At 68.7% G+C, this 21,563-nt stretch carries 19 protein-coding genes; 10 read left to right on the forward strand and 9 right to left on the reverse strand.

Annotated features, from left to right (window positions below; genetic code table 11):
* Position 1 precedes the first annotated feature (1 nt).
* A complete protein-coding gene (gene nadA, locus E5P2_RS06275; RefSeq protein WP_162566286.1) occupies positions 2 to 1,120 on the forward strand; it encodes a quinolinate synthase NadA in 1,119 nt (372 codons plus the stop codon).
* Entirely contained in the window at positions 1,120 to 2,904 is a 1,785-nt protein-coding gene (pabB, locus tag E5P2_RS06280) for an aminodeoxychorismate synthase component I (protein ID WP_162566287.1), read from the forward strand. Before nadA ends, pabB begins: the two co-directional genes overlap by 1 nt.
* A gap of 24 nt (positions 2,905 to 2,928) precedes the next feature.
* Here pabB and panC read toward each other — a convergent pair whose 3' ends face one another.
* From panC to E5P2_RS06310, 6 genes are all read right to left on the reverse strand, one after another.
* Complete coding sequence (panC, locus tag E5P2_RS06285) at positions 2,929 to 3,759, reverse strand: pantoate--beta-alanine ligase (RefSeq protein ID WP_162566288.1); 831 nt, start codon at positions 3,757 to 3,759, stop codon at positions 2,929 to 2,931.
* A 38-nt stretch (positions 3,760 to 3,797) separates the two neighbouring features.
* A complete protein-coding gene (gene panB / locus E5P2_RS06290) occupies positions 3,798 to 4,682 on the reverse strand; it encodes a 3-methyl-2-oxobutanoate hydroxymethyltransferase (protein ID WP_162566289.1) in 885 nt (294 codons plus the stop codon).
* A 69-nt stretch (positions 4,683 to 4,751) separates the two neighbouring features.
* Positions 4,752 to 5,153, reverse strand: a complete 402-nt coding sequence (panD, locus tag E5P2_RS06295) for an aspartate 1-decarboxylase (RefSeq protein WP_162566290.1) — start codon at positions 5,151 to 5,153, stop codon at positions 4,752 to 4,754.
* Positions 5,154 to 5,201: 48 nt separating this feature from the next.
* Positions 5,202 to 6,779 carry an L-aspartate oxidase gene (nadB, locus tag E5P2_RS06300; RefSeq protein WP_162566291.1) on the reverse strand — a complete coding sequence of 526 codons (1,578 nt, stop codon included), beginning with the start codon at positions 6,777 to 6,779 and terminating at the stop codon, positions 5,202 to 5,204.
* Between the two features lie 37 nt (positions 6,780 to 6,816).
* Positions 6,817 to 7,614 carry a segregation and condensation protein A gene (locus tag E5P2_RS06305; protein ID WP_162594974.1) on the reverse strand — a complete coding sequence of 266 codons (798 nt, stop codon included), beginning with the start codon at positions 7,612 to 7,614 and terminating at the stop codon, positions 6,817 to 6,819.
* Positions 7,615 to 7,740: 126 nt separating this feature from the next.
* On the reverse strand, positions 7,741 to 7,947 hold the full coding sequence (locus E5P2_RS06310) for a DUF3460 family protein (protein ID WP_162566292.1): 207 nt from the start codon (positions 7,945 to 7,947) through the stop codon (positions 7,741 to 7,743).
* 134 nt (positions 7,948 to 8,081) lie between these two features.
* On the opposite strand from E5P2_RS06310, the gene E5P2_RS06315 reads away from it, so the two are divergent.
* Positions 8,082 to 8,246 carry a hypothetical protein gene (locus E5P2_RS06315; protein WP_162566293.1) on the forward strand — a complete coding sequence of 55 codons (165 nt, stop codon included), beginning with the start codon at positions 8,082 to 8,084 and terminating at the stop codon, positions 8,244 to 8,246.
* 148 nt (positions 8,247 to 8,394) lie between these two features.
* A complete protein-coding gene (locus tag E5P2_RS06320; protein WP_162566294.1) occupies positions 8,395 to 8,862 on the forward strand; it encodes an outer membrane protein assembly factor BamE in 468 nt (155 codons plus the stop codon).
* 3 nt (positions 8,863 to 8,865) lie between these two features.
* Here E5P2_RS06320 and E5P2_RS06325 read toward each other — a convergent pair whose 3' ends face one another.
* Together E5P2_RS06325 and metG are read right to left on the reverse strand one after the other, a co-directional pair.
* A complete protein-coding gene (locus E5P2_RS06325) occupies positions 8,866 to 9,078 on the reverse strand; it encodes a hypothetical protein (protein ID WP_162566295.1) in 213 nt (70 codons plus the stop codon).
* Between the two features lie 20 nt (positions 9,079 to 9,098).
* Positions 9,099 to 11,177 (reverse strand): methionine--tRNA ligase, encoded by a 2,079-nt coding sequence (metG, locus tag E5P2_RS06330; protein WP_162566296.1) that lies wholly within the window; start codon positions 11,175 to 11,177, stop codon positions 9,099 to 9,101.
* Positions 11,178 to 11,305: 128 nt separating this feature from the next.
* Between metG and E5P2_RS06335 the strand changes: the two genes are divergently transcribed.
* Entirely contained in the window at positions 11,306 to 11,974 is a 669-nt protein-coding gene (locus E5P2_RS06335) for a YceH family protein (RefSeq protein ID WP_162566297.1), read from the forward strand.
* A gap of 19 nt (positions 11,975 to 11,993) precedes the next feature.
* The gene (locus tag E5P2_RS06340) at positions 11,994 to 12,452 is read left to right on the forward strand and encodes a GNAT family N-acetyltransferase (RefSeq protein WP_162566298.1); all 459 of its coding nucleotides are present in this window, start codon (positions 11,994 to 11,996) and stop codon (positions 12,450 to 12,452) included.
* Here the strand turns inward: E5P2_RS06340 and E5P2_RS06345 are convergent.
* Positions 12,436 to 13,668: a patatin-like phospholipase family protein gene (locus E5P2_RS06345; protein WP_174262641.1), complete on the reverse strand. Its 1,233-nt coding sequence runs from the start codon at positions 13,666 to 13,668 to the stop codon at positions 12,436 to 12,438. The two genes, E5P2_RS06340 and E5P2_RS06345, sit on opposite strands and share 17 nt — an antisense overlap.
* 42 nt (positions 13,669 to 13,710) lie before the next feature.
* On the opposite strand from E5P2_RS06345, the gene apbC reads away from it, so the two are divergent.
* From apbC to fdhF, 4 genes are all read left to right on the forward strand, one after another.
* Positions 13,711 to 14,802, forward strand: a complete 1,092-nt coding sequence (apbC, locus tag E5P2_RS06350; RefSeq protein ID WP_162566300.1) for an iron-sulfur cluster carrier protein ApbC — start codon at positions 13,711 to 13,713, stop codon at positions 14,800 to 14,802.
* 107 nt (positions 14,803 to 14,909) lie between these two features.
* On the forward strand, positions 14,910 to 16,604 hold the full coding sequence (locus tag E5P2_RS06355; protein WP_162566301.1) for an OFA family MFS transporter: 1,695 nt from the start codon (positions 14,910 to 14,912) through the stop codon (positions 16,602 to 16,604).
* Between the two features lie 124 nt (positions 16,605 to 16,728).
* Entirely contained in the window at positions 16,729 to 18,495 is a 1,767-nt protein-coding gene (locus E5P2_RS06360; RefSeq protein ID WP_162570359.1) for an NADH-ubiquinone oxidoreductase-F iron-sulfur binding region domain-containing protein, read from the forward strand.
* On the forward strand, positions 18,492 to 21,380 hold the full coding sequence (gene fdhF, locus E5P2_RS06365; protein WP_162566302.1) for a formate dehydrogenase subunit alpha: 2,889 nt from the start codon (positions 18,492 to 18,494) through the stop codon (positions 21,378 to 21,380). The genes E5P2_RS06360 and fdhF overlap by 4 nt, the downstream gene beginning before the upstream one ends.
* The last annotated feature ends 183 nt before the right edge of the window (positions 21,381 to 21,563 follow it).

Here is a 21,563-nt window from a genome sequence, read left to right on the forward strand (position 1 = left end):
CATGTCTTCCGCCCTCATCGACGTCGACTACGAACAGCCCGCCCCGCAGGCCGGCGCCGTCTGCGACACGCGCCGCGCCTGGGCGCGCGTGCCGGTCGAGCCGACGCCCGCCGAGCGCGCCGCCCTGAAGGACCGCATCCGCCGCCTGCTGCGCGAGCGTGACGCGGTGATGGTGTCGCACTACTACGTCCATCCCGACCTGCAGGACCTGGCCGAGGAGACCGGCGGCCTGGTCAGCGATTCGCTCGAGATGGCACGCTTCGGCCGCGACCACGCGGCGCGCACGCTGGTGGTGTCCGGCGTGCGCTTCATGGGCGAGACGGCGAAGATCCTGTCGCCCGGGAAACGCGTGCTGATGCCCGATCTCGATGCCACCTGCTCGCTCGATCTCGGATGCCCCGCCGACGCCTTCAGCGCCTTCTGCGACCAACACCCGGACCGCACCGTGGTCGTCTACGCCAACACCAGCGCCGCGGTCAAGGCGCGCGCCGACTGGCTGGTGACCTCGAGCTGCGCACTCGACGTGGTGCGCGCGCTGGCGGCGCAGGGCCGCAAGATCCTGTGGGCGCCCGACCGCCATCTGGGCGACTACATCCGGCGCGAGACCGGCGCCGACATGGTGAGCTGGGAAGGCGCCTGCATCGTCCACGACGAGTTCAAGGCGCTCGAACTCGAACTCTTGAAGCGCGACCATCCCGGCGCCAAGGTGCTGGTGCATCCCGAGGCGCCGGCCGACGTGATCGCGCTGGCCGATGCGGTGGGATCGACCTCGGGCATCCTGAACGCGGCGCAGCGCATGGACGCCGCCGAGTTCATCGTCGCGACCGACAGCGGCATGCTGCACAAGCTGCGCACGCTGAATCCGGGCAAAACCTTCATCGAGGCGCCCACGGCCGGCAACAGCGCCACCTGCAAGAGCTGTGCGCACTGTCCCTGGATGGCGATGAACGGCCTCGCGGACCTGGCCCGCGTGCTGGAAACCGGTGCCGGCGAAATCCATGTCGACCCGGCGCTGGGCCTGCGCGCGCGCGTGCCGATCGACCGCATGCTGGCCTTCACGGCCGCGCTCAAGAACGGCCTGCCGGCCGGAGGCCTGGTCGCGGGCATCGGCGCGGCCTGATGCGTGCCGTCTCGGCGCTGATCGATTTTTCTTCTCCCGCCGAACCCGAAGCACCGCGGCTGCGATGCGCCTTCGGCGAGCCGCGCGAGATCCTGGTGGCGCGCACGCCGGCCGAGGTGCGGCCGCTGCTCGACAGCGTGCATGCGCAGGCCTTGCAAGGGCGCTGGTGCGTGGGCTATCTGCGCTACGAAGCGGCGCCGGCCTTCGATGCCGCATTGGCGGTGCACGGCGCGGACGGGCCGCTCGCCTGGTTCGGCATTCACGACAGCGCGCAGCCATGGCCTGAAGCCTGCGACAGCGAGGCGCAGACGGGCGCAGTGCAGCTGACGTGGAAGGAGGCGCTGCCGTGGTCCGCCTTCGACCGTGCGGTGGCCCGGATCCAGCGCGCCATCGCGGCCGGCGCGCTCTACCAGGTCAACCACACGGCGCTGCTGCAGGGCATGCTCTCGGGCGCGCCCGATGCCGCGCCGCGCGCCCGGGCGAGGGCCTTGTTCGATGCCCTGCAGCGCGCCCAGCCGGGCGGCTATGCGGCGTTCATCGACAGCGGCGACGAACAGCTGCTGTCGGTCTCACCGGAGCTTTTCTTCGACTGGCGCGAGCGCCGGCTGCTGGCGCGCCCGATGAAAGGCACGGCGGCGCGCGGCGCCACAGCCGAGGCCGATGCAGCGGCGGCCGCCGGGCTGCGCGCGTCGGCCAAGGAGCGGGCCGAGAACGTGATGATCGTCGACCTGCTGCGCAACGACATGTCACGCATCGCCGAGCCCTTCTCGGTGTGCGTGCCGCGCCTGTTCCACACCGAGGCGCTGCCGAGCGTGTGGCAGATGACCTCCGACGTCGAGGCGCGCACCCGGGCGGGCTGCACGCTCGCCGACGTGTTCGCGGCGCTGTTCCCCTGCGGCTCGGTGACCGGCGCACCCAAGGTCGCCGCCATGCGCATGATCCGTGACCTGGAGCCCGGGCCTCGGGGCATCTATTGCGGCGCCGTGGGCCTGGTGCAGCCGGGCGGCGCGGCCACCTTCAATGTGCCGATCCGCACCGTGACGCTGAGCGCAGGCACCGCGCGTTGCGGCGTCGGCAGTGGCATCACGGCGGATGCGCGGGCCGAAAGCGAATGGCAGGAGTGGCGTCACAAGCGCGCCTTCCTCGACCGCGCGAGCCTGCCTTTCGAACTGCTCGAAACCCTGGCACTGGAAGACGGCCGTCTGCGCGACGCGCCGGCGCATCTGGCGCGCATGGCCGAAGCCGCCGCGCATTTCGGCTACCCATGGGATCCCGACGCGGTGATGCGCCAACTCGAGCGTCTTTCGCAAGCGCATCCCCGAGACCGCTGGCGCGTGCGCCTGCTGCTCGACCGGCGGGGCCGCACGCAGGCGCAGGCCCATGCGCAGGAAGCCGCACCGGCGCAGGTGCGGCTGCAACTCGCGGACCGGCGCTTCGACGCGGCCGACAGCGAATTCGTGCGCTTCAAGACCACCCGCCGCGCGCACTACGACGCCTTCGCGCCGACGCGCGCGGGCATCTTCGACACCTTGCTGTGGAACCGCCGCGGCGAGATCACCGAATGCACGCGCGGCAACGTGGCCTTGCGGCTCGATGGCCGCTGGGTGACGCCGCCGCTCGCATGCGGCCTGTTGGGCGGCATCGCGCGCGCCCGCCATCTGCGCGAAGGCCGACTGGCCGAGGCCGTGGTGCGCATGCAGGATCTGCCGCGCGTGCAGGCGCTGGCGTTCGTCAACAGCCTGCGCGGCTGGATCGATGCCGTGCTCGACGACGCAGCGGCCTGAATCGGGCGCGCGCCCTCGGGTTGTTCAGCGATCGATTTCCAGGTTGTCGATCAGGCGCGTGGTGCCCAGCCGGGCCGCGCCGAGCGCGACCAGCGGCTCGGTCCCCTCGGGCGCCTGCAGATCGGTGCGGCGGCGCAGCACCAGGTAGTCGGGCTGCCAGCCGCGCTGTGTGAGCATCTGCATGGCGCGTGCCTCGATCGCTGCCAGGTCGCGATCGCCTTCCCGGATCGCGTCGGCCATCGATTGCAGCGCCTTCGACAGCTGCACCGCCTCGGCGCGTTCGGCCTCGCTCAGGTAGCCGTTGCGGGAGGACAGGGCCAGCCCGTCCTCGGCGCGCTGCGTCTCGCCGCCCACGACGTCGATCGGCAGCGCGAACTGCCGCACCATGTGACGGATCGTCATGAGCTGCTGGTAGTCCTTCTTGCCGAATACCGCCGTGCGCGGCTGCACGCAGGTGAACAGCTTCATCACCACGGTGCACACGCCGATGAAGAAGCCGGGCCGGAAGTGGCCTTCGAGGATGTCGGTCAGCGCGCTGTCCGGATGCACCTTGCAGGTCTGCGGCTCGGGGTACAGGGTTTTCTCATCGGGCGCGAACAGCACGTCGCAGCCCGCGGCTTCGAGCTTCTCGCAGTCGCTGGCCCAGGTGCGCGGGTAGGTGTCGAAATCCTCGTGCGGCAGGAACTGCAGCCGGTTGACGAAGATGCTCGCGACCGTCACGTCGCCCAGCGGGCGGGCCTGCTGCACCAGGCTCAGATGGCCGTCGTGCAGATTGCCCATGGTGGGAACGAAGGCCGGGCGGTGGAAGCGGCCCAGGTGCTCGCGCAGTTCGGGCAGGGTGCGGAAGATGTGCATGGTCGTGTCGTGTCCGGATGGAAGGAAGGGGCGCAGGCCTACCAGGCATGCCGTTCGTCGTCGGGAAAGCTGCCGTCCTTGACGGCGCGCACATAGGCTTCGAGCGCCTGCGCGATGCCGGGCGCATCGGCCATGAAGTTGCGGACGAACTTCGGCATCCGGCCGAGGTTGATGCCCAGCATGTCGTGCAGCACCAGCACCTGGCCCGCCGTGCCGCGGCCGGCACCGATGCCGATGGTGGCGCAGCGCGGCAGTTCGCGCGTGAGTTCGGCGGCCAGCGTCGCGGGCACCATCTCCAGCACCAGCATCGCCGCGCCCGCGTCCTGCAGCGCGTGGGCCTGCTGCCTGAGCAGGGCCGCGGCCTCGCTGCCCTTGCCCTGCACGCGGTAGCCGCCCAGCGCATGCACGGTCTGCGGCGTCAGGCCGAGGTGCGCGCACACCGGGATGCCGCGCTCGACCAGGAAGCGCACGGTCTCGGCCGTCCAGCCGCCGCCTTCGAGCTTGACCATGTGCGCGCCCGCCTGCATCAGCAGCGCCGCGCTGCGCAGGGCCTGCTCGCGCGATTCCTGGTAGCTGCCGAAGGGCAGGTCGGCGATCAGCCACGCGGTGCCCTGTGCGCGATGCAGTCCGCGCGCCACGCTTTCGGTGTGGTAGCGCATGGTGTCGAGCGACACGCCCACGGTGCTGTGCAGACCCTGGCAGACCATGCCCAGCGAGTCGCCCACCAAGAGGCATTCGACCCCGGCCGCATCGACCATGGCGGCGAAGGTGGCGTCGTAGGCGGTCAGCATGGCGATCTTCTCGCCGCGTGCATGCATGTCCGCCAGTCGCGGCAGACTCAGCGGCTTGCGCAAGGCAGGCGGCGAGGCGGGTGGCAGCGTGCCGTAAGGGGTGGCCATGTCGGTACCGGGAACAGATGGCATGGTCGAGCTTTCTCCATGAAGCGGCCGCAGCCGTCGAGAAGGGGAAAAGAGGCGCGATGGCGCCCGGCGTCAGGCCGCGACGGCTTCGCCCGAGGCCGCCTGCACCGGGATGTGGGCGCGTTCTTCCTTGATGCGGTTGGCGCCGTCGACGAACACCAGCTTCGGCCGGTGGCCAGCTACCTGGTCCTCGGGCACCAGTCCGAAGGCGGCGATGATGACCAGATCGCCGACCGAGGCCCTGCGCGCGGCCGAGCCGTTGAGCGAGATGATGCCGCTGCCGCGCTGGCCGCGGATCGCGTAGGTCACGAAGCGCTCGCCGTTGTTGATGTTCCAGATGTGGACCTGCTCGTTCTCGGCCAGGTTGGCGGCATCCAGCAGGTCTTCGTCGATGGCGCAGGAGCCCTCGTAGTGAAGTTCGCAATCGGTGACGGCGGCGCGATGGATCTTGGACTTGAGCAGGGTACGGAACATGGCCAGGGACTCTCTCTGCAAAAAGGTGGATGGACGGGATGCCGGGCGTCAGGCCGCGGGCGGCACCAGGACGGTCGGCACGGCGGGCTCGGCGAGCGAAGGATAGTCGCGGCTGAAATGCAGGCCGCGGCTCTCGTGCCGCGCCTGGGCCGAACGCACTATCAGCCCGGCGACCTGCACCAGGTTGCGCAGTTCGAGCAGGTCGCGCGTGACGTGGAAGTTGGCATAGAACTCTTCGATCTCCGCGCTCAGCAGCGCGATGCGATGGGACGCGCGCGTCAGCCGCTTGTTGGTGCGCACGATGCCGACGTAGTCCCACATGAAGCGGCGCAGCTCGTCCCAGTTGTGCGAGATCACGACGGCCTCGTCGGCATCGGTGACGCGGCTGTCGTCCCAGGGCGGCAGTGAGGCGCCGATGCGCCCCGGCGCGTCGGCGATCGCGCGGGCGGCGGCGCGCGCGAACACCATGCACTCGACCAGCGAATTGCTGGCCAGGCGGTTGGCGCCATGCAGGCCGGTGCATGCGGTCTCGCCGATCGCGTAGAGGCCCGGCACGTCGGTGCGGCCGTCGAGGTCGCAGAGCACGCCGCCGCAGGTGTAGTGCGCGGCGGGCACCACCGGGATGGGTTCGCGCGTGATGTCGATGCCGAGCTCGGCGCAGCGCGCCAGGATGTTGGGGAAGTGCGCCTGCAGGAAAGCCGGGCTCTGGTGCGAGATGTCCAGGTGCACGCAGTCCAGGCCGTGCTTCTTCATCTCGAAGTCGATCGCACGCGCCACCACGTCGCGCGGCGCGAGCTCGGCGCGCGCATCATGCTCGGGCATGAAGCGGGTGCCGTCGGGCAGCAGCAGCCGCCCGCCTTCGCCACGCACCGCTTCCGAGATCAGGAAGGACTTGGCATGCGGGTGGTACAGGCAGGTCGGATGGAACTGGATGAACTCCATGTTCGACACGCGGCAACCCGCGCGCCAGGCCGCGGCGATGCCGTCGCCGGTCGCGGTGTCGGGATTGGTGGTGTAGAGGTAGACCTTGCCGGCGCCGCCCGTGGCCAGGATGGTGTGGGGGGCGCGGAAGGTGAGTACTTCGCCGGTCGTCGCGTCGAGCGCATACAGGCCCCGGCAGGCGGCGTCGGCCAGCCCGAGCCGGCGGCCGGTGATCAGGTCGACCAGCGTGTGCTCTTCGAACAGGCGGATGTTGGGCGTGCGGCGCACGGCGTCGATCAGCGTGTGCTGCACGGCAGCGCCGGTGGCATCGGTCACGTGCGCGATGCGGCGCTGGCTGTGGCCGCCTTCGCGCGTCAGGTGCAGTTCACCGTTCTCGAGCGAGAAAGCGACGCCGAGCGCGCGCAGCCAGCCAATCGCTTCGGGCGCGTGCTCGACCACGAAACGGGTGGCGGCCAGATCGCACAGGCCGGCGCCCGCGATCAGCGTGTCGTCGACATGGGATGCGAGGCTGTCGCCTTCGGCCAGCACGGCCGCGATGCCGCCTTGCGCCCATTGGCTGGCGCCGTCCTGCAGCGCGCGTTTGGTGAGCACCGCCACGCGGTGCGTCGGCGCCAGGTGCAGCGCGGCGCTCAGGCCGGCCAGACCGCTGCCGACGATGAGAACGTCGAAATCGTGCGAAGCCATTGAAGGTGAAGGGGAATCGAAGTCCGGTTGGACGGGTTCAGGCCGGCGAGTAGGCCAGGCGCACGTAGATCGGCGCGAAGGCCTCGGCCTGTGTGATGTCGATCAGCGTCTCCTTCGCGAGCTCGAGCATCGCGATGAAGGTGACGATCAGCACCGGCGTGCCGCGCGTGACGTCGAACAGCTTTTCGAACTCGACGAACTGCCGCCCCTGCAGGTGGCGCAGCACGATGCTCATGTGCTCGCGCACGCTGAGTTCCTCGCGCGAGATCTTGTGGTGCTGCACGAGCTTGGCGCGCTTGAGGATGTCGGCCCAGGCCTCGCGCAGGTCGACCACGTTGACGTCCGGAAAGCGCGGCTTGAGCGACTGCTCGATGTAGACCTGCGCCTTCCAGAAATCGCGGCCAGCCTGCGGCGTGGCGCCGATCGAGGCCGCCTGCAGCTTGGTCTGCTCGTATTCGAGCAGGCGACGGACCAGCTCCGCGCGCGGATCCTCGGCCTCCTCGCCGTCGGCCGTCTTCTTGGGCGGCAGCAGCATGCGCGACTTGATCTCGATCAGCATCGCGGCCATCAGCAGGTATTCCGCGGCCAGTTCGAGGTTGGTCTGGCGGACCTGGTCGACATAGGTCAGGTACTGGCGCGTCAGCCCCGCCATCGGGATGTCGAGGATGTTGAAGTTCTGCTTCCTGATCAGGTAAAGCAGCAGGTCCAGCGGCCCTTCGAAGGCCTCGAGGAACACCTGCAGCGCCTCGGGCGGGATATAGAGGTCGTTGGGCAGCGCGAACAGGGGCTCGCCGTAGAGCCGCGCGAGCGCAACCTGATCGATCACCTCGGGCATCGCGCCGATGAAGGTCGCGCGATCGTCCTCGGCAAGGACGTCGCTCGCCGATCGCTCGTCGGCGCGTGCCGCGGCGGCGTCGCCCTTGCGGCGGCCGCTGGCGTTCGGGACGGCCCGGATGGCCACTTATTTCACGCGCGTCTGGTAGACGTAGGGCTGCTGCGGCACCTTGGCTTCGCTGTATTCGCCGAGCAGGCTGCGGTCGAGGTTCTTGTCCCACAGCAACGCGCGGCCGGCGCGCTGTTCGGCCTCCAGCGTCGGCTTCTTTTCCTTCATCTCCTCGATGAAGTTCGTGATCTCGGACGTGTAGTGGGGGCGGGCGAAGATGGACATGACGTGGAACCTTTGGCGCGGATTTTACCGGCGCCGGCGACTGCTCCCGGCAATGCAGGTGGATTCCGCCTTGAATGCGGTGTCCGCATCGGTTAGCGTGGCGCGTCCTCATCCAACCCGTTCAGGAGCTGACCATGACGCGCCGAACCACGCTGCATCTCGTTTCGCCCGCCGCTGCCGGGGCTGCCGCGCTCACCGCCTGGGCCGGCGGCCCCAGGGCGTCGCAGAACAAGACCAGCTTCTTCCTGACCAGCGTGAATCCCGCCAGCGGCGTTGGCTTGCTCACAGATCGGCGCTGAGGTGCTGCCCAGTTCCTTATCGACGCTCAAAGGCGGGGGTGGGGGCGATCTACGCCAGTCGGTCAAACCCGATGGCCGGAATTCAGGCCCTCCACCCCAATACCCTCACCGTACAAGCCGGGTCCGTGGTATTTCTGGAAAGGCGCTGATGGGATTGCTGGCGATGATATTGGGGCTGACGGCGTGCGATCCGCAGCGCATCAGCGAACTCGAGGAAGGTGTGTCGACCGAGGCCGATGTGCGGGCGCGCTTCGGCGAGCCGGAGAACATCTGGGATGGGCCGGTCGGGCGGGTCTTCGAATACAACCGCCAGCCGCAGGGGCAGAAGAACTACATGATCACCATCGGGCCCGACGGCAAGATGGCGGCGTTGCGCCAGGTGCTCACGCCCGAGAATTTCGCGCGCGTGCAGCCGGGCATGGCGGCCGAATCGCTGCGCCGGCTGCTGGGCAAGCCGGCGCGGCGCACGCCCTATCCGCTGAAGAACGAAACGGAATGGGAGTGGCGCTGGATGCAGCCGCCGAATTCGCCGATGGTGTTCACGGCCGTGCTGAATGCGGATCAGCGCGTCGAGCGATCCGGCTCGTCGCCCGACCGCGGCACGGAGGCGAATTAGCCTTCAGTGGTCGCTGTCGCCGGGCAACACCGCATCGGCCGTCGCGCCGACGGCCTTGCCCGCAATGCGCGCCGTGCCGATCGCCGCATCGGCCGCGAGGCCGACCGCGCCGGCGCCCACGCTCACCGCCGTGCTGGCGACGCTGACCACCGCACAGCCGCCGAGAGGCAGGCCGAGGGCCAGCATCAGGGTCGCGGACAAGAAAAAGCGATGCATGCGTGAAACTCCTGTTCGTGTCAGCGCACGCGCATGCCCGGTGCGGCACCAGGCCAGGGTTCGAGCACGTGGATGCCCGGCTGCGCCTTCTCGTCCGCATGGCTGGCGGCGAGCACCATGCCTTCGGAAAGGCCGAACTTCATCTTGCGCGGCGCGAGGTTGGCGACCAGCACCGTGAGCTTGCCGACCAACTGCTCGGGCTGGTAGGCCGAGGCGATGCCGGAGAACACATTGCGGGTCCTGGCTTCGCCGGCATCGAGCGTGAGGCGCAGCAGCTTGGTCGACCCTTCGACCTTCTCGCAGGCCACGATCTTGGCGATGCGCAGGTCGATCTTCGCGAAGTCGTCGATGGTGATGGTGGGCGCGATCGCCTCGCCGCCGGGCAGTGCGGCTTCGGAGGCAGCTTCGGCGGCCGGCTCGGGCGCCTCGAACAGCGCATCGAGCTGCTTGGCATCGACGCGCTGCATCAGATGCGTGTAGTCGTTGATCGCATGGCCGGCGCCGAGCAGCATGCCGGCATCGGCGAACACCAGCGGCGCGCTGCCGAGAAAGGCCTCGACCTCGGCCGCCAGCGCCGGCAGCACCGGCTTGAGGTAGATCGTGAGCAGGCGGAAGGCCTCGATGCAGGTCGTGCACACATCGTGCAGGCGCGCTTCGCTGCCTTCCTTCTTGGCCAGTTCCCAGGGCTTGTTCTGGTCGACGTATTCGTTGACCTTGTCGGCCAGCAGCATGATCTCGCGCAGCGTGCGCGCGAAGTCGCGGCCGTCGTAGAGCGCCTGCAGATGTGCCGACGCGGCCTGCAGCGCGGCCAGCAGCTGCGATCCGTCGGCCGTCACGGTGCCCAGCTTGCCGCCGAAGCGCTTGGCGACGAAGCCGGCCGCGCGGCTGGCGATGTTGATGTACTTGCCGATCAGGTCGGCATTGACGCGTGCCATGAAGTCGTCGGGATTGAAGTCGACGTCCTCCACCTTGGCATTGAGCTTGGCCGCGATGTAGTAGCGCAGCCATTCGGGGTTCATGCCGATCGACAGGTACTTGAGCGGGTCGATGCCGGTGCCGCGGCTCTTGCTCATCTTCTCGCCCGACACCGTGATGAAGCCGTGCACGTTGACCTGGCTCGGCGTCTTGCGGCCGCTGAACTGCAGCATCGCCGGCCAGAACAGCGTGTGGAAGTAGACGATGTCCTTGCCGATGAAATGCACCTGCTCGACCGCGGGATCGGCGACGAACTCGTCGAAGCTCTGCGTGGTGCGCGATGGCGCATGCCAGTGCTGCGCGGCCTGGCCTTTGTCGAAATGGTTCTTCAGGCTCGCGAGGTAGCCCACCGGCGCGTCCAGCCATACATAGAAGTACTTGCCCGGCGCATCGGGAATCTCGATGCCGAAGTAGGGCGCCTCGCGCGAGATGTCCCAGTCGGCCATGCCGGCCTCGAACCATTCGCTGGCCTTCTTCGCCATTTCCGGCTGCAGCTTGCCGTCCTGCGTCCAGGCCTTGAGGAAGTCGACCACCTTGGGGTCGGAGAGCTTGAAGAAGAAGTGTTCCGAGCTGCGCAGCTCGGGCGTCGCGCCGGTGAGCGTCGAGTAGGGATTGATCAGCTCGGTCGGTGTGTAGACGCTGCTGCACACCTCGCAGGCATCGCCGTACTGGTCCTTCGAATGGCACACCGGACACTCGCCCTTGATGTAGCGGTCGGGCAGGAACATGCCCTTCACGGGATCGTAGAACTGCTCGATGGTGCGCGTGGCGATCATGCCGCCCTGCTTGAGCTTGCGGTAGATGCCTTGCGCGAGCTCGGTGTTCTCGGCGCTGTCGGTCGAGTGCCAGTTGTCGAAGCGGATGTGGAAGCCGTCGAGGTACTGCTTGCGGCCGGCGGCGATCTCGCCGACGAAGGCCTGCGGCGTCTTGCCGGCCTTCTCGGCCGCGATCATGATCGGCGCGCCGTGCGCATCGTCGGCGCCCACGAAGTGCACCATGTGGCCCTGCATGCGCTGGTATCGCACCCAGATGTCGGCCTGGATGTATTCCATGATGTGGCCGACGTGGAACTTGCCATTGGCATACGGCAGGGCGGTGGTGACGAAGAGCTTGCGCTGGGACATCGAGAGGGGCGCTTTCTGGGGATGGACGGACCGGCAGGACCCCCACAGGCCGCCGCGGTCGCGGGACAGACATTTTAGGTGGCAGTGGCGCGAGCGTCCTTACACTGCGACGACAACCTCCTGCTGCCATGACCTCGACCCTGCTCGCCCTGTCTCTGATCGAAACCCGTGTGCTCGGCGTGCTGGCCGAAAAGCAGCGCACCGTGCCCGACAGCTATCCGCTGAGCCTGAACGCGCTGGTCGCCGGCTGCAACCAGAAGACCAGCCGCAATCCGCTGATGGAAGCCTCCGACGCCGATGTGCAGGCCGCGCTCGACAGCCTCAAGGGCTACAGCCTGGTCATGGAAGGCGGCGGCGGGCGCGTCTCGCGCTACGAGCACAACCTCGAGCGTCTGCTGCGCGTGCCCTCGCAATCCGCGATCCTGCTGACCGTGCTGATGCTGCGCGGGCCGCAGACCGCCGGCGAACTGCGGATCGCCTGCGAGCGCATGCACAACTTCGCCGACATTTCCGCGGTCGAAGGCTTTCTCGACGAGTTGGCCGCGCGGCCGGCCGGTGCGCTGGTGCGCAAGCTGTCGCGCCTGCCGGGTGCGCGCGAGAGCCGCTGGGCCCATCTGCTGAGCGGCGAACCACCCGAGGACGCGCCCGGCCTGCGCGCCGCGGGCCAGTCGGAGGTGTCGCTCGGCGAGGTGGCCGCGCTGAAGCTCAACGTCGCGCGGCTCGAGACCGAGGTCGCGGCGCTGCGGGCGCTGACCACGCGGATCTGCTCCGAACTCGGCATTGCCGCCGAGCCCTGAAGCCCTCTCGAGGCGCCGCGTGATCACCGCGTACGACATCACCCTCGCCCGGCCGGCGCACGCGCTGGAGATCGCGCAGTTGTCCCGCGACGCCATCGAGTACGGCCTGCCCTGGCGCTGGACGCAGGGCCGCGTGATGAAGTCGATCCGGGACGCGGCGACCAACGTCGTGGTCGCGCGCCGCGATGGCGAACTGCTCGGCTTCGCCATCATGAAATACGGCGAGGACGAGGCGCATGTCCTGCTGTTCGCAGTGCGCGCCACGCAGCGCCGCGGCGGCCTGGGTTCGGCCTTGCTGGCCTGGCTCGAAGCGACGGCCGGGATCGCGGGCATCCGAACGATCAGGCTCGAGGCGAGGGCGGGGAACGCGGGTGCGCGAGCCTTCTACCTTCGCCACGGCTTCGTCGAATCCGGGCTCAGTCCGGGCTACTACGAGGGCTCGGAGGATGGTGTGCGCATGGTCAAGCATCTGGGCTGACATCCCCCCATCCGAAGAACCGGCGCACCTCGTCCCGCTGCCGCAGTGTATCGGCGCGGCCCAACGCCATCAGTTCCTGCGTGAAGCTCGATTCGAACAGCAGGTAGCTCGCGAAGGCGGCGCCCTTCACGTTGGCCGCGCCGTTGCCGCCCAGGCCGCCGAACAGGCGCCGCACGGCGCCAGGCAGGGCGTCGACGTGGCGGGCCGCGATCACGTCGATGCGTTCCGAGGGCGAGATCACCAGCAGCTCCAGCGGACGCAGCCCGCTCTCCAGCAAGGCTTCGGGCGGAATCAGGGCCAGCGTATGGTTGACGCGCCGCAGGCGTTCGACGTCGACCGCGAGCGAATCGAGAAAGATGCTCGACAACGCATGACCCGCGATCTGCGCGATCGAGGGGTAGCCGGTCAGCGCATTCGGGGCCAGCGTCGCGGTCGGCTCGTTCATGCGGCCGGCACCGACCGCGAGGATGCGATCGGCGCCCAGGTGGATGGCGGCGGCGATCGGTGCCGACTGCCGCATCGAGCCGTCGCCGAAGTATTCGGTGTGTCCCTGCATCGGCAGCGCCGTCGCCTGGAACACGAAAGGAATCGCGGAGGAGGCCAGCAGATGGTCCTGCGTGATGCGGTCGTTCACCGCCAGCCGCTGCGAGCGCACCCAGGGCTTCATCGGCACCGCGGACTCGAAGAACGTGACGTGCTCGCCCGAGCTGTAGCTCGACGCGGTCACCGCCAGCGCCTGCAGGTGGCCGGCGCGCATCAGGGCCGGCAGCCGTTCGAGCGGCACCATGCGCGCGAGCAGCTCGGCCAGCGGCGCGTTGTCGAGCAGCGAGCGCGGATGGATGCGCAGCCACTTGGCGATCAGCTGGCCGACGCCGAGCACCAGTCGCCAGCGCGCGGCGGCGTCGAGCATGGCGAGAGAATCCGCGCGGTAGACCTGTTCGGCGTGGAAGCCGTGCCAGACCTCGGCGATGCGCTGTACCGCGCCGTCGAAGTCGTCCGCGCCGCAGGCCAGCGCGGCCGCATTGATCGCGCCGGCCGAGGTGCCGGTGATGATGGGAAAGGGCGGCGGGCCGGCGCTCGCACCGGCCTCGCGGCGCAGGGCGGCAATGGCTTCGAGCACGCCGACCTGGTAGGCGGCGCGGGCACCGCCGCCGGTCAGCAGCAGGCCGGTGGTGGGCGGGGAAGAAGGCAATGGGGCAGTCGCGAGGGAGGACATGAAGGGCACACTAGACTACTCGCCATTCAGGAGTTTCATCAAATGGCAGCTACACAAGCTGAGCTCACGGACGCCCTCAAGACCGTGCTCGACCCCAACACCGGCAAGGATTTCATCAGCACACGGGCGCTGAAGAACCTGCAGATCCACGAAGGCGAGGTCTCGTTCGATGTCGAACTGGGCTATCCCGCCCAGAGCCAGATACCGGCCTTGCGCCGGGCCCTGGTCGCCGCCGCGAAGACGGTGCCGGGCGTCGAGAACGTCTCGGCCAACATCGCGACCAAGGTGCTGAGCCATGCGGTGCAGCGCGGCGTGCAGCTGATGCCCAACGTCAAGAACATCATCGCCGTCGCCTCCGGCAAGGGCGGCGTGGGCAAGAGCACCACCGCGGCCAACCTGGCGCTGGCGCTCGCGGCCGAGGGCGCCAGCGTCGGCCTGCTCGACGCGGACATCTATGGCCCGAGCCAGCCCATGATGCTGGGCATCCACCGCCGCCCCGAGAGCGGTGACGGCAAGACCATGGAGCCGCTGGAGAATCATGGCGTGCAGGTGATGTCGATCGGCTTCCTGGTCGATCCCGACGAGGCCATGATCTGGCGCGGCCCGATGGCCACCCAGGCGCTGGAGCAGCTGCTGCGCCAGACCAACTGGAAGGAACTCGACTACCTGATCGTCGACATGCCGCCGGGCACCGGCGACATCCAGCTCACGCTCTCGCAGCGCGTGCCGATGACGGGCGCGGTGATCGTCACCACGCCGCAGGACATCGCACTGCTCGACGCCCGCAAGGGCATCAAGATGTTCGAGAAGGTCGGCGTGCCGATCCTCGGCATCGTCGAGAACATGGCTGTGCACGTGTGCTCGAACTGCGGCCATGTCGAGCACATCTTCGGCGCCGACGGCGGCAAGAAGATGGCGGCGCAATACAACGTCGACTACCTCGGCGCGCTGCCGCTCGACATCCAGATCCGCCTGCAGGCCGACAGCGGCACGCCGACCGTGGCGGCCGACCCCGACGGCGAGGTGGCCGGCATCTACAAGGCCGTCGCGCGGCGCGTGGCGGTCGGCATCGCGGAGAAGGCCAAGGACTTCTCGGCCAAGTTCCCGACCATCACGGTCAGCAAGAACACCTGAGGCGGAACCGCTCGATCCACGCCCGGATCGAACTTGACGGGGTCCGAACCGGCCACCACACTGCGCGGGCTTCGACTGACAAACCCATCACGACAAGGAGAAGACAGATGGCAAGTTCGACCGCTGGCGTCCTCGACGGGGACCGCGACACCGATGGCGAGGGGAGGCAGCCCGGATTCCTCGACAAGGAACGCATCATCGCCGGCCCCGGCTTCAGCCGCTGGCTGGTGCCGCCCGCCGCGCTGGCGATTCATCTGTGCATCGGCATGGCATACGGCTTCTCGGTCTTCTGGCTGCCGCTCTCCAAGGCGTTGTCGGTGGCCGGTACCGGCGCGCATGCCTGCGGCAAGGACGTGAGCTTCATCGCCGAACTGTTCGCCACGGGCTGCGACTGGCGCATCGCGACGCTGGGCTGGATGTACACGCTGTTCTTCGTCTTCCTCGGCTGTTCCGCCGCGCTGTGGGGCGGCTGGCTCGAACGCGCCGGCCCGCGCAAGGCCGGCGTGGTGTCGGCCGTGTGCTGGTGCGGCGGCATGCTGATCTCGGCGCTGGGCATCCATCTGCACCAGTTCTGGCTGATGATCCTCGGCTCGGGCGTGATCGGCGGCGTCGGCCTCGGCCTCGGCTACATCTCGCCGGTGAGCACGCTGATCAAATGGTTTCCCGACCGCCGCGGCATGGCGACCGGCATGGCCATCATGGGCTTCGGCGGCGGCGCGATGATCGGCTCGCCGCTGGCGGTCGAACTGATGAAGCGCTTCGCCGGGCCCGCCGACGTCGGCGTGATGGGCACCTTCGTGGTGATGGCGCTGATCTATTTCGTCTTCATGATGGGCGGTGCGCTGGGCTACCGCGTGCCGCCGACCGGCTGGAAGCCGGCAGGCTGGACGCCGCCGGTGGCCCGTGCCGCCAACGCGATGATCACGCAGCGCCACGTGCATGTGAACAAGGTCTGGGGCATTCCGCAGTTCTGGCTGGTCTGGCTGGTGCTGACCATGAACGTGAGCGCGGCGATCGGCGTGATCGGCATGGCCTCGCCGATGCTGCAGGAAGTCTTCGGCGGCGCGCTGATCGATGTGCCGAAGAAGTTCGGCGAACTCGACAAGACGCAGCTGGCGGCCATCGCCGGCGTGGCCGGGGGGTTTGCCGCGCTGCTCTCGCTGTTCAACATCGGCGGCCGCTTCTTCTGGGCCAGCCTGTCGGACAAGCTGGGCCGCAAGCTGACCTACACGGTGTTCTTCATCCTCGGCGGCCTGCTGTATTTCAGCATCCCGTCCTCGGCCGCCGCGGGCAGCAAGCTGCTCTTCGTGGGCGCGTTCTGCATCATCCTGTCGATGTACGGCGGCGGCTTCTCGACCGTGCCGGCCTATCTGGCCGACCTGTTCGGCACGCAGTTCGTCGGTGCGATCCACGGCCGCCTGCTCACGGCCTGGGCCACGGCCGGCATCCTCGGCCCGGTGATCGTCAACTACATGCGCGAGTACCAGCTGGGACTCGGCATTCCGCGCGAACAGGTCTACAACCAGACCATGTACATCCTGGTCGGCATGCTGGTGATCGGCCTCATCGCCAACCTGATGGTGAGGCCGGTCGCGAACAAGTACTTCATGACGCCCGAGGAACTCGCGATCGAGCAGAAGCTCGCCCATGAGAAGGCCGTCGCCGCCGAAGTCGGCGCGGGCTCGGGCCGCCCGGAGACGACCAGCCCGGCGATGGTCTGGCTGGCCTGGGCCGCGGTCGGCATTCCGCTTGCGTGGGGCGTCTACGAGACGCTGGTGAGCGCGGCGAAGTTCTTCAACTGATCAACCGGAGACGGGCGCTGCGGCCCCAGCGGCGCCTCATTCGGAAAGCAAGGCCAAGGCAGTGAACAGCGACCCAGGCATTCTCGACAAGGACCGTTCGATCCCGCTCGCGACCGCGGACGAAATGCGCGATCGGATTCGTCGCAAGAGCAAGCTCAAAGGGCGCCAGCCGGAGGAAAGCGCGCTCGCCGACGTGCAGGCGCTCATCGGGCCGCGGCCCGCGGACGGGCATCCGCGCGACCTGCTCATCGAGCACCTGCACCGCATCAACGACGCGCACGGCTGCCTGCACGACCGCCATCTGGTCGCGCTGGCGCGCGAGATGAACATCCCGATGGCGGAGGTCTACGAGGTCGCGACCTTCTATCACCACTTCGAGGTGGTGCGCGGCGACACGCAGGCACCGGGGCTCACCGTGCGCGTGTGCGACAGCCTGGCCTGCGAACTCGCGGGCGCGGCGGACCTGATGGCGCGGCTGCCCGCGCTGCTGGGCGCGGCGGGCCGCGACGATGTGCGCGTGATTGCCGCGCCCTGCATCGGCCGCTGCGAGCAGGCGCCGGCCGTGGCCGTGCATCAGCGCGCCGTGCCGCTGGCGACGGCGGACAAGGTCTTGCAGATGCTCGATGCGTCGACGGCGCCGGATCCGGTCGACGCGGACCGCGCGAAGGCCTGCTTCGCGCCGGCGGACCTGGCCGGGAAAAGCATCTCGCCCTTGCCCGATGCGATCGAGGCGCGGCCCGCCTTCACCGGCTACGCGAGCTATCGCGCGAACGGCGGCTACGCGCTCGCGGCCACGCTGGCCGGCGGCGGGAAGGACGCCGAAGCCGTGATCAAGGCGATGGAGGATTCGGGCCTGCGCGGACTGGGCGGCGCGGGCTTTCCGGCCGGACGCAAGTGGCGCATCGTGCGCGACCAGCCGGCGCCGAAACTGATGGCGGTCAACATCGACGAGGGCGAACCCGGCACCTTCAAGGACCGCACCTACCTCGAACGCGATCCGCACCGTTTTCTCGAAGGGCTGATCGTGGCCGCGCAGGTGGTCGGCATCGAGCGCTGCTACATCTACCTGCGCGACGAATACCACGACTGCCGCGCGCTGCTGCAGGCCGAGATCGCGAAGCTTCAGGCCGATCCTCCCTGCGCGCTGCCGACGATCGTGCTGCGTCGCGGTGCCGGCGCCTACATCTGCGGCGAAGAGTCCGCGATGATCGAAAGCATCGAGGGCAAGCGCGGCGAACCGCGCATGCGGCCGCCCTACATCGCGCAGGTCGGACTGTTCGGCCGGCCGACGCTGGAGCACAACTTCGAAACGCTCTACTGGGTGCGCGACATCGTCGAAAGAGGCCCGCAATGGTTCAGCGGCTTCGGCCGCCACGGGCGCCGTGGCCTGCGCAGCTTCAGCGTGAGCGGCCGCGTGCGGCATCCCGGCGTCAAGCTTGCGCCGGCGGGCATCACCGTGCAGGAACTCATCGACGAATACTGCGGCGGCATGCTGGAGGGCCACACGCTGCACGCCTACCTGCCGGGCGGCGCGTCGGGCGGCATCCTGCCGGCGCGCATGAACGACATCCCGCTCGATTTCGACACGCTGCAGCCGCACGGCTGCTTCATCGGCTCGGCGGCCGTGATGGTGCTCAGCCAGCACGATCGCGCGCGCGATGCGGCGCTCAATGTGATGCGCTTCTTCGAACATGAAAGCTGCGGCCAGTGCACACCCTGCCGGGTCGGCACCGCCAAGGCCGCGGCGCTGATGCAGGCGGCGGTGTGGGACAACGAAACGCTCGAAGACCTGGCGCAGGTCATGGCCGATGCGTCGATCTGCGGCCTCGGCCAGGCGGCGCCGAATCCGATCCGCAGCATCCGTACCTATTTTCCGCAGGAGATCGCATGAACGCGCCGGCCATGCTCGCCGAACTGCTGCCGCAGACGGTCGACTTCGTGCTCGATGGCCGCGCGGTGCAGGCCTTCGAAGGCGAGACGATCCTGAAGGCGGCGCAACGCCACGGCGTCGACATTCCGCACCTGTGCCACAAGGACGGCCTGCGGCCCGACGGCAATTGCCGCGCCTGCGTGGTCGAGCTGAAGGGCGAGCGCACGCTGGCGCCGAGTTGCTGCCGCAGCGTGACGGCGGGCATGGAGGTGCAGGTCGCGAGCGAGCGTGCGCGCAAGAGCCAGCAGATGGTGGTGGAGATGCTGCTGTCGGACATGCCGGAGGCGGGCTACAAGTGGAACGACCAGGACGGGCATGGAGGCGCGCCCGTCGGCCAGCACGGCGAGCTCAGTCAATGGGCCGAACGCCTCGGGATCCAGGTGCGCCCGCAACTCAAGGCCCTGCGCCGCGAGCAGCCGGCCCCCGACCTTTCCCACCCCGCGATGGCCGTCAACCTCGACGCCTGCATCCAGTGCAACCGCTGCGTGCGCGCCTGCCGCGAGGAGCAGGTCAACGACGTCATCGGCTATGCGATGCGCGGCGAGCATTCGAAGATCGTGTTCGACCTCGACGATCCGATGGGCGACAGCAGCTGCGTGGCCTGCGGCGAATGCGTGCAGGCCTGCCCGACCGGCGCGCTGATGCCCAAGAGCCATATCGGTTCGCAGCAGGTGGATCGCAAGGTCGATTCGGTCTGTCCCTTCTGCGGCGTGGGCTGCCTGATCACCTACAACGTCAAGGACGAGAAGATCGTCAGCGTCGACGGCCGCGACGGCCCGGCGAATCACAGCCGGCTCTGCGTCAAGGGCCGCTTCGGCTTCGACTATGCGCACCATGCGCAGCGCCTGACGCAGCCGCTGATCCGCAGGCCCGGCATGCCGAAGGACATCGGCGATGCGCCGCGGCCCGGCGATTGGCGCAGCACCTTCCGCGAAGCCAGCTGGGAAGAGGCCCTGGCCTTCACGTCGGGCACGTTGAAGGGCCTGCGCGACACGCACGGCCCCAAGACGCTGGCCGGCTTCGGCTCGGCCAAGGGCAGCAACGAAGAGGCCTACCTGTTCCAGAAGCTCGTGCGCACCGGCTTCGGCAGCAACAACGTCGACCATTGCACGCGCCTGTGCCATGCCTCCAGCGTCGCGGCGCTGCTCGAGGGCGTGGGCTCCGGCGCGGTGAGCAACCAGGTCAACGATGTCGAGCATGCCGAGCTGATCCTCATCATCGGCTCCAACCCCACCGCCAACCATCCGGTGGCCGCGACCTGGATGAAGAACGCGGCGCAGCGCGGCGCGAAGATCGTGCTCGCCGATCCGCGCATCACCGACATCGGCCGCCATGCGTGGCGCACGCTGCAGTTCAAGGCCGACACCGACGTTGCGATGCTCAATGCGCTGATCCATGCGGTGATCGACGAAGGCCTGGTCGACGAGGAGTTCGTGCGCAAGCGGGCCAGCAACTACGAAGCGCTGTGCGAGAACGTGAAGGGCTACAGCCCCGAAGCGATGGCGCCCATCTGCGGCGTGCCGGCCGCCACGCTGCGCGAGGTGGCGCGTGCCTTCGCCACCGCCAAGGGCGCGATGGTGCTGTGGGGCATGGGCATCAGCCAGCACGTGCACGGCACCGACAACGCGCGCTGCCTGATCGCGCTGGCCACCGTCACCGGCCAGATCGGCAAGCCCGGCTCGGGGCTGCATCCGCTGCGCGGCCAGAACAACGTGCAGGGCGCCAGCGATGCGGGCCTGATCCCGATGATGTTCCCCAACTACCAGCGCGTCGACGACGCCGGCGCGCATGCGTGGTTCGAGAACTTCTGGGGCATGCCGCTCGACGCGGCGCCCGGCTACACGGTGGTGGAGATCATGCACAAGGCGCTCGCGCCCGACGACGATCCGCACAAGATCCGCGGCATGTACATCATGGGCGAGAACCCGGCCATGAGCGACCCCGACCTCAACCACGCGCGCCACGCGCTGGCGAGCCTGGAGCATCTGGTCGTGCAGGACATCTTCATGACCGAGACCGCGTGGTTGGCCGACGTGGTGCTGCCGGCCAGCGCCTGGCCCGAGAAGACCGGCACGGTGAGCAACACCGACCGCATGGTGCAGCTGGGCAAGCGGGCGCTCGATCCGCCGGGCGATGCCAGGCCCGATCTCTGGATCATCCGGCAGATCGCGCAGCGCATGGGCCTGGCCTGGGACTACCCCGGCGAAGAGGAAGGCGTGGCCGCGGTCTACGAGGAAATGCGCCAGGCGATGCACACCGCCATCGGCGGCATCACCTGGGAGCGGCTGCAGCGCGAATCGAGCGTGACCTATCCCTGCCTGAGCGCTGACGACCCTGGCCAGCCCACCGTGTTCATCGACGATTTCCCGACGCCGGACGGCCGCGTGACACTGGTGCCTGCGGACATCATCCCGGCCGACGAGCGGCCCGATGCCGACTACCCGTTCGTGCTGATCACCGGCCGCCAGCTCGAGCACTGGCACACCGGCAGCATGACGCGCCGCGCCACGGTGCTCGATGCGCTGGAGCCGATGGCCACCGCATCGATGAACCAGCGCGACCTGGAGGCGCTCGGCCTGCAGGCGGGGGAGGTCGTCACGATCCGCTCGCGCCGCGGCGAGGTGGCGATCCATGTGCGCCGCGACGACGGCACGCCGGACGGCGCGGTGTTCGTGCCCTTCGCCTACTACGAGGCGGCGGCCAACCTGATGACCAATGCGGCGCTCGATCCGTTCGGCAAGATTCCGGAGTTCAAGTATTGCGCCGTGCGCGTGCTGCGCGGCGGTACGCCGATGGCGATGGCCGGGTATGGCACGGGCGCGACAGGACATGCCGCCGCCATGTGAACCAACCGTGCTGCCTGCACGTCCAAGCGCTTCCCGCAAGCAGGTCCGGAGCATCCTCATGAGAAGTTTCAAGAGACAGGCGTTTGTGTTGGTGGCCGTCGCTGCGTGCGGTTCGGGCAGCGCGATGGCGCAGCAGGCCGGCGACTGGTAGGTCGGCGCCGGCTGGTTCCATCTCTCGCCGCA

Origin of the sequence: Variovorax sp. SRS16, from assembly GCF_901827165.1 — a bacterium.
GTDB lineage: Bacteria > Pseudomonadota > Gammaproteobacteria > Burkholderiales > Burkholderiaceae_C > Variovorax.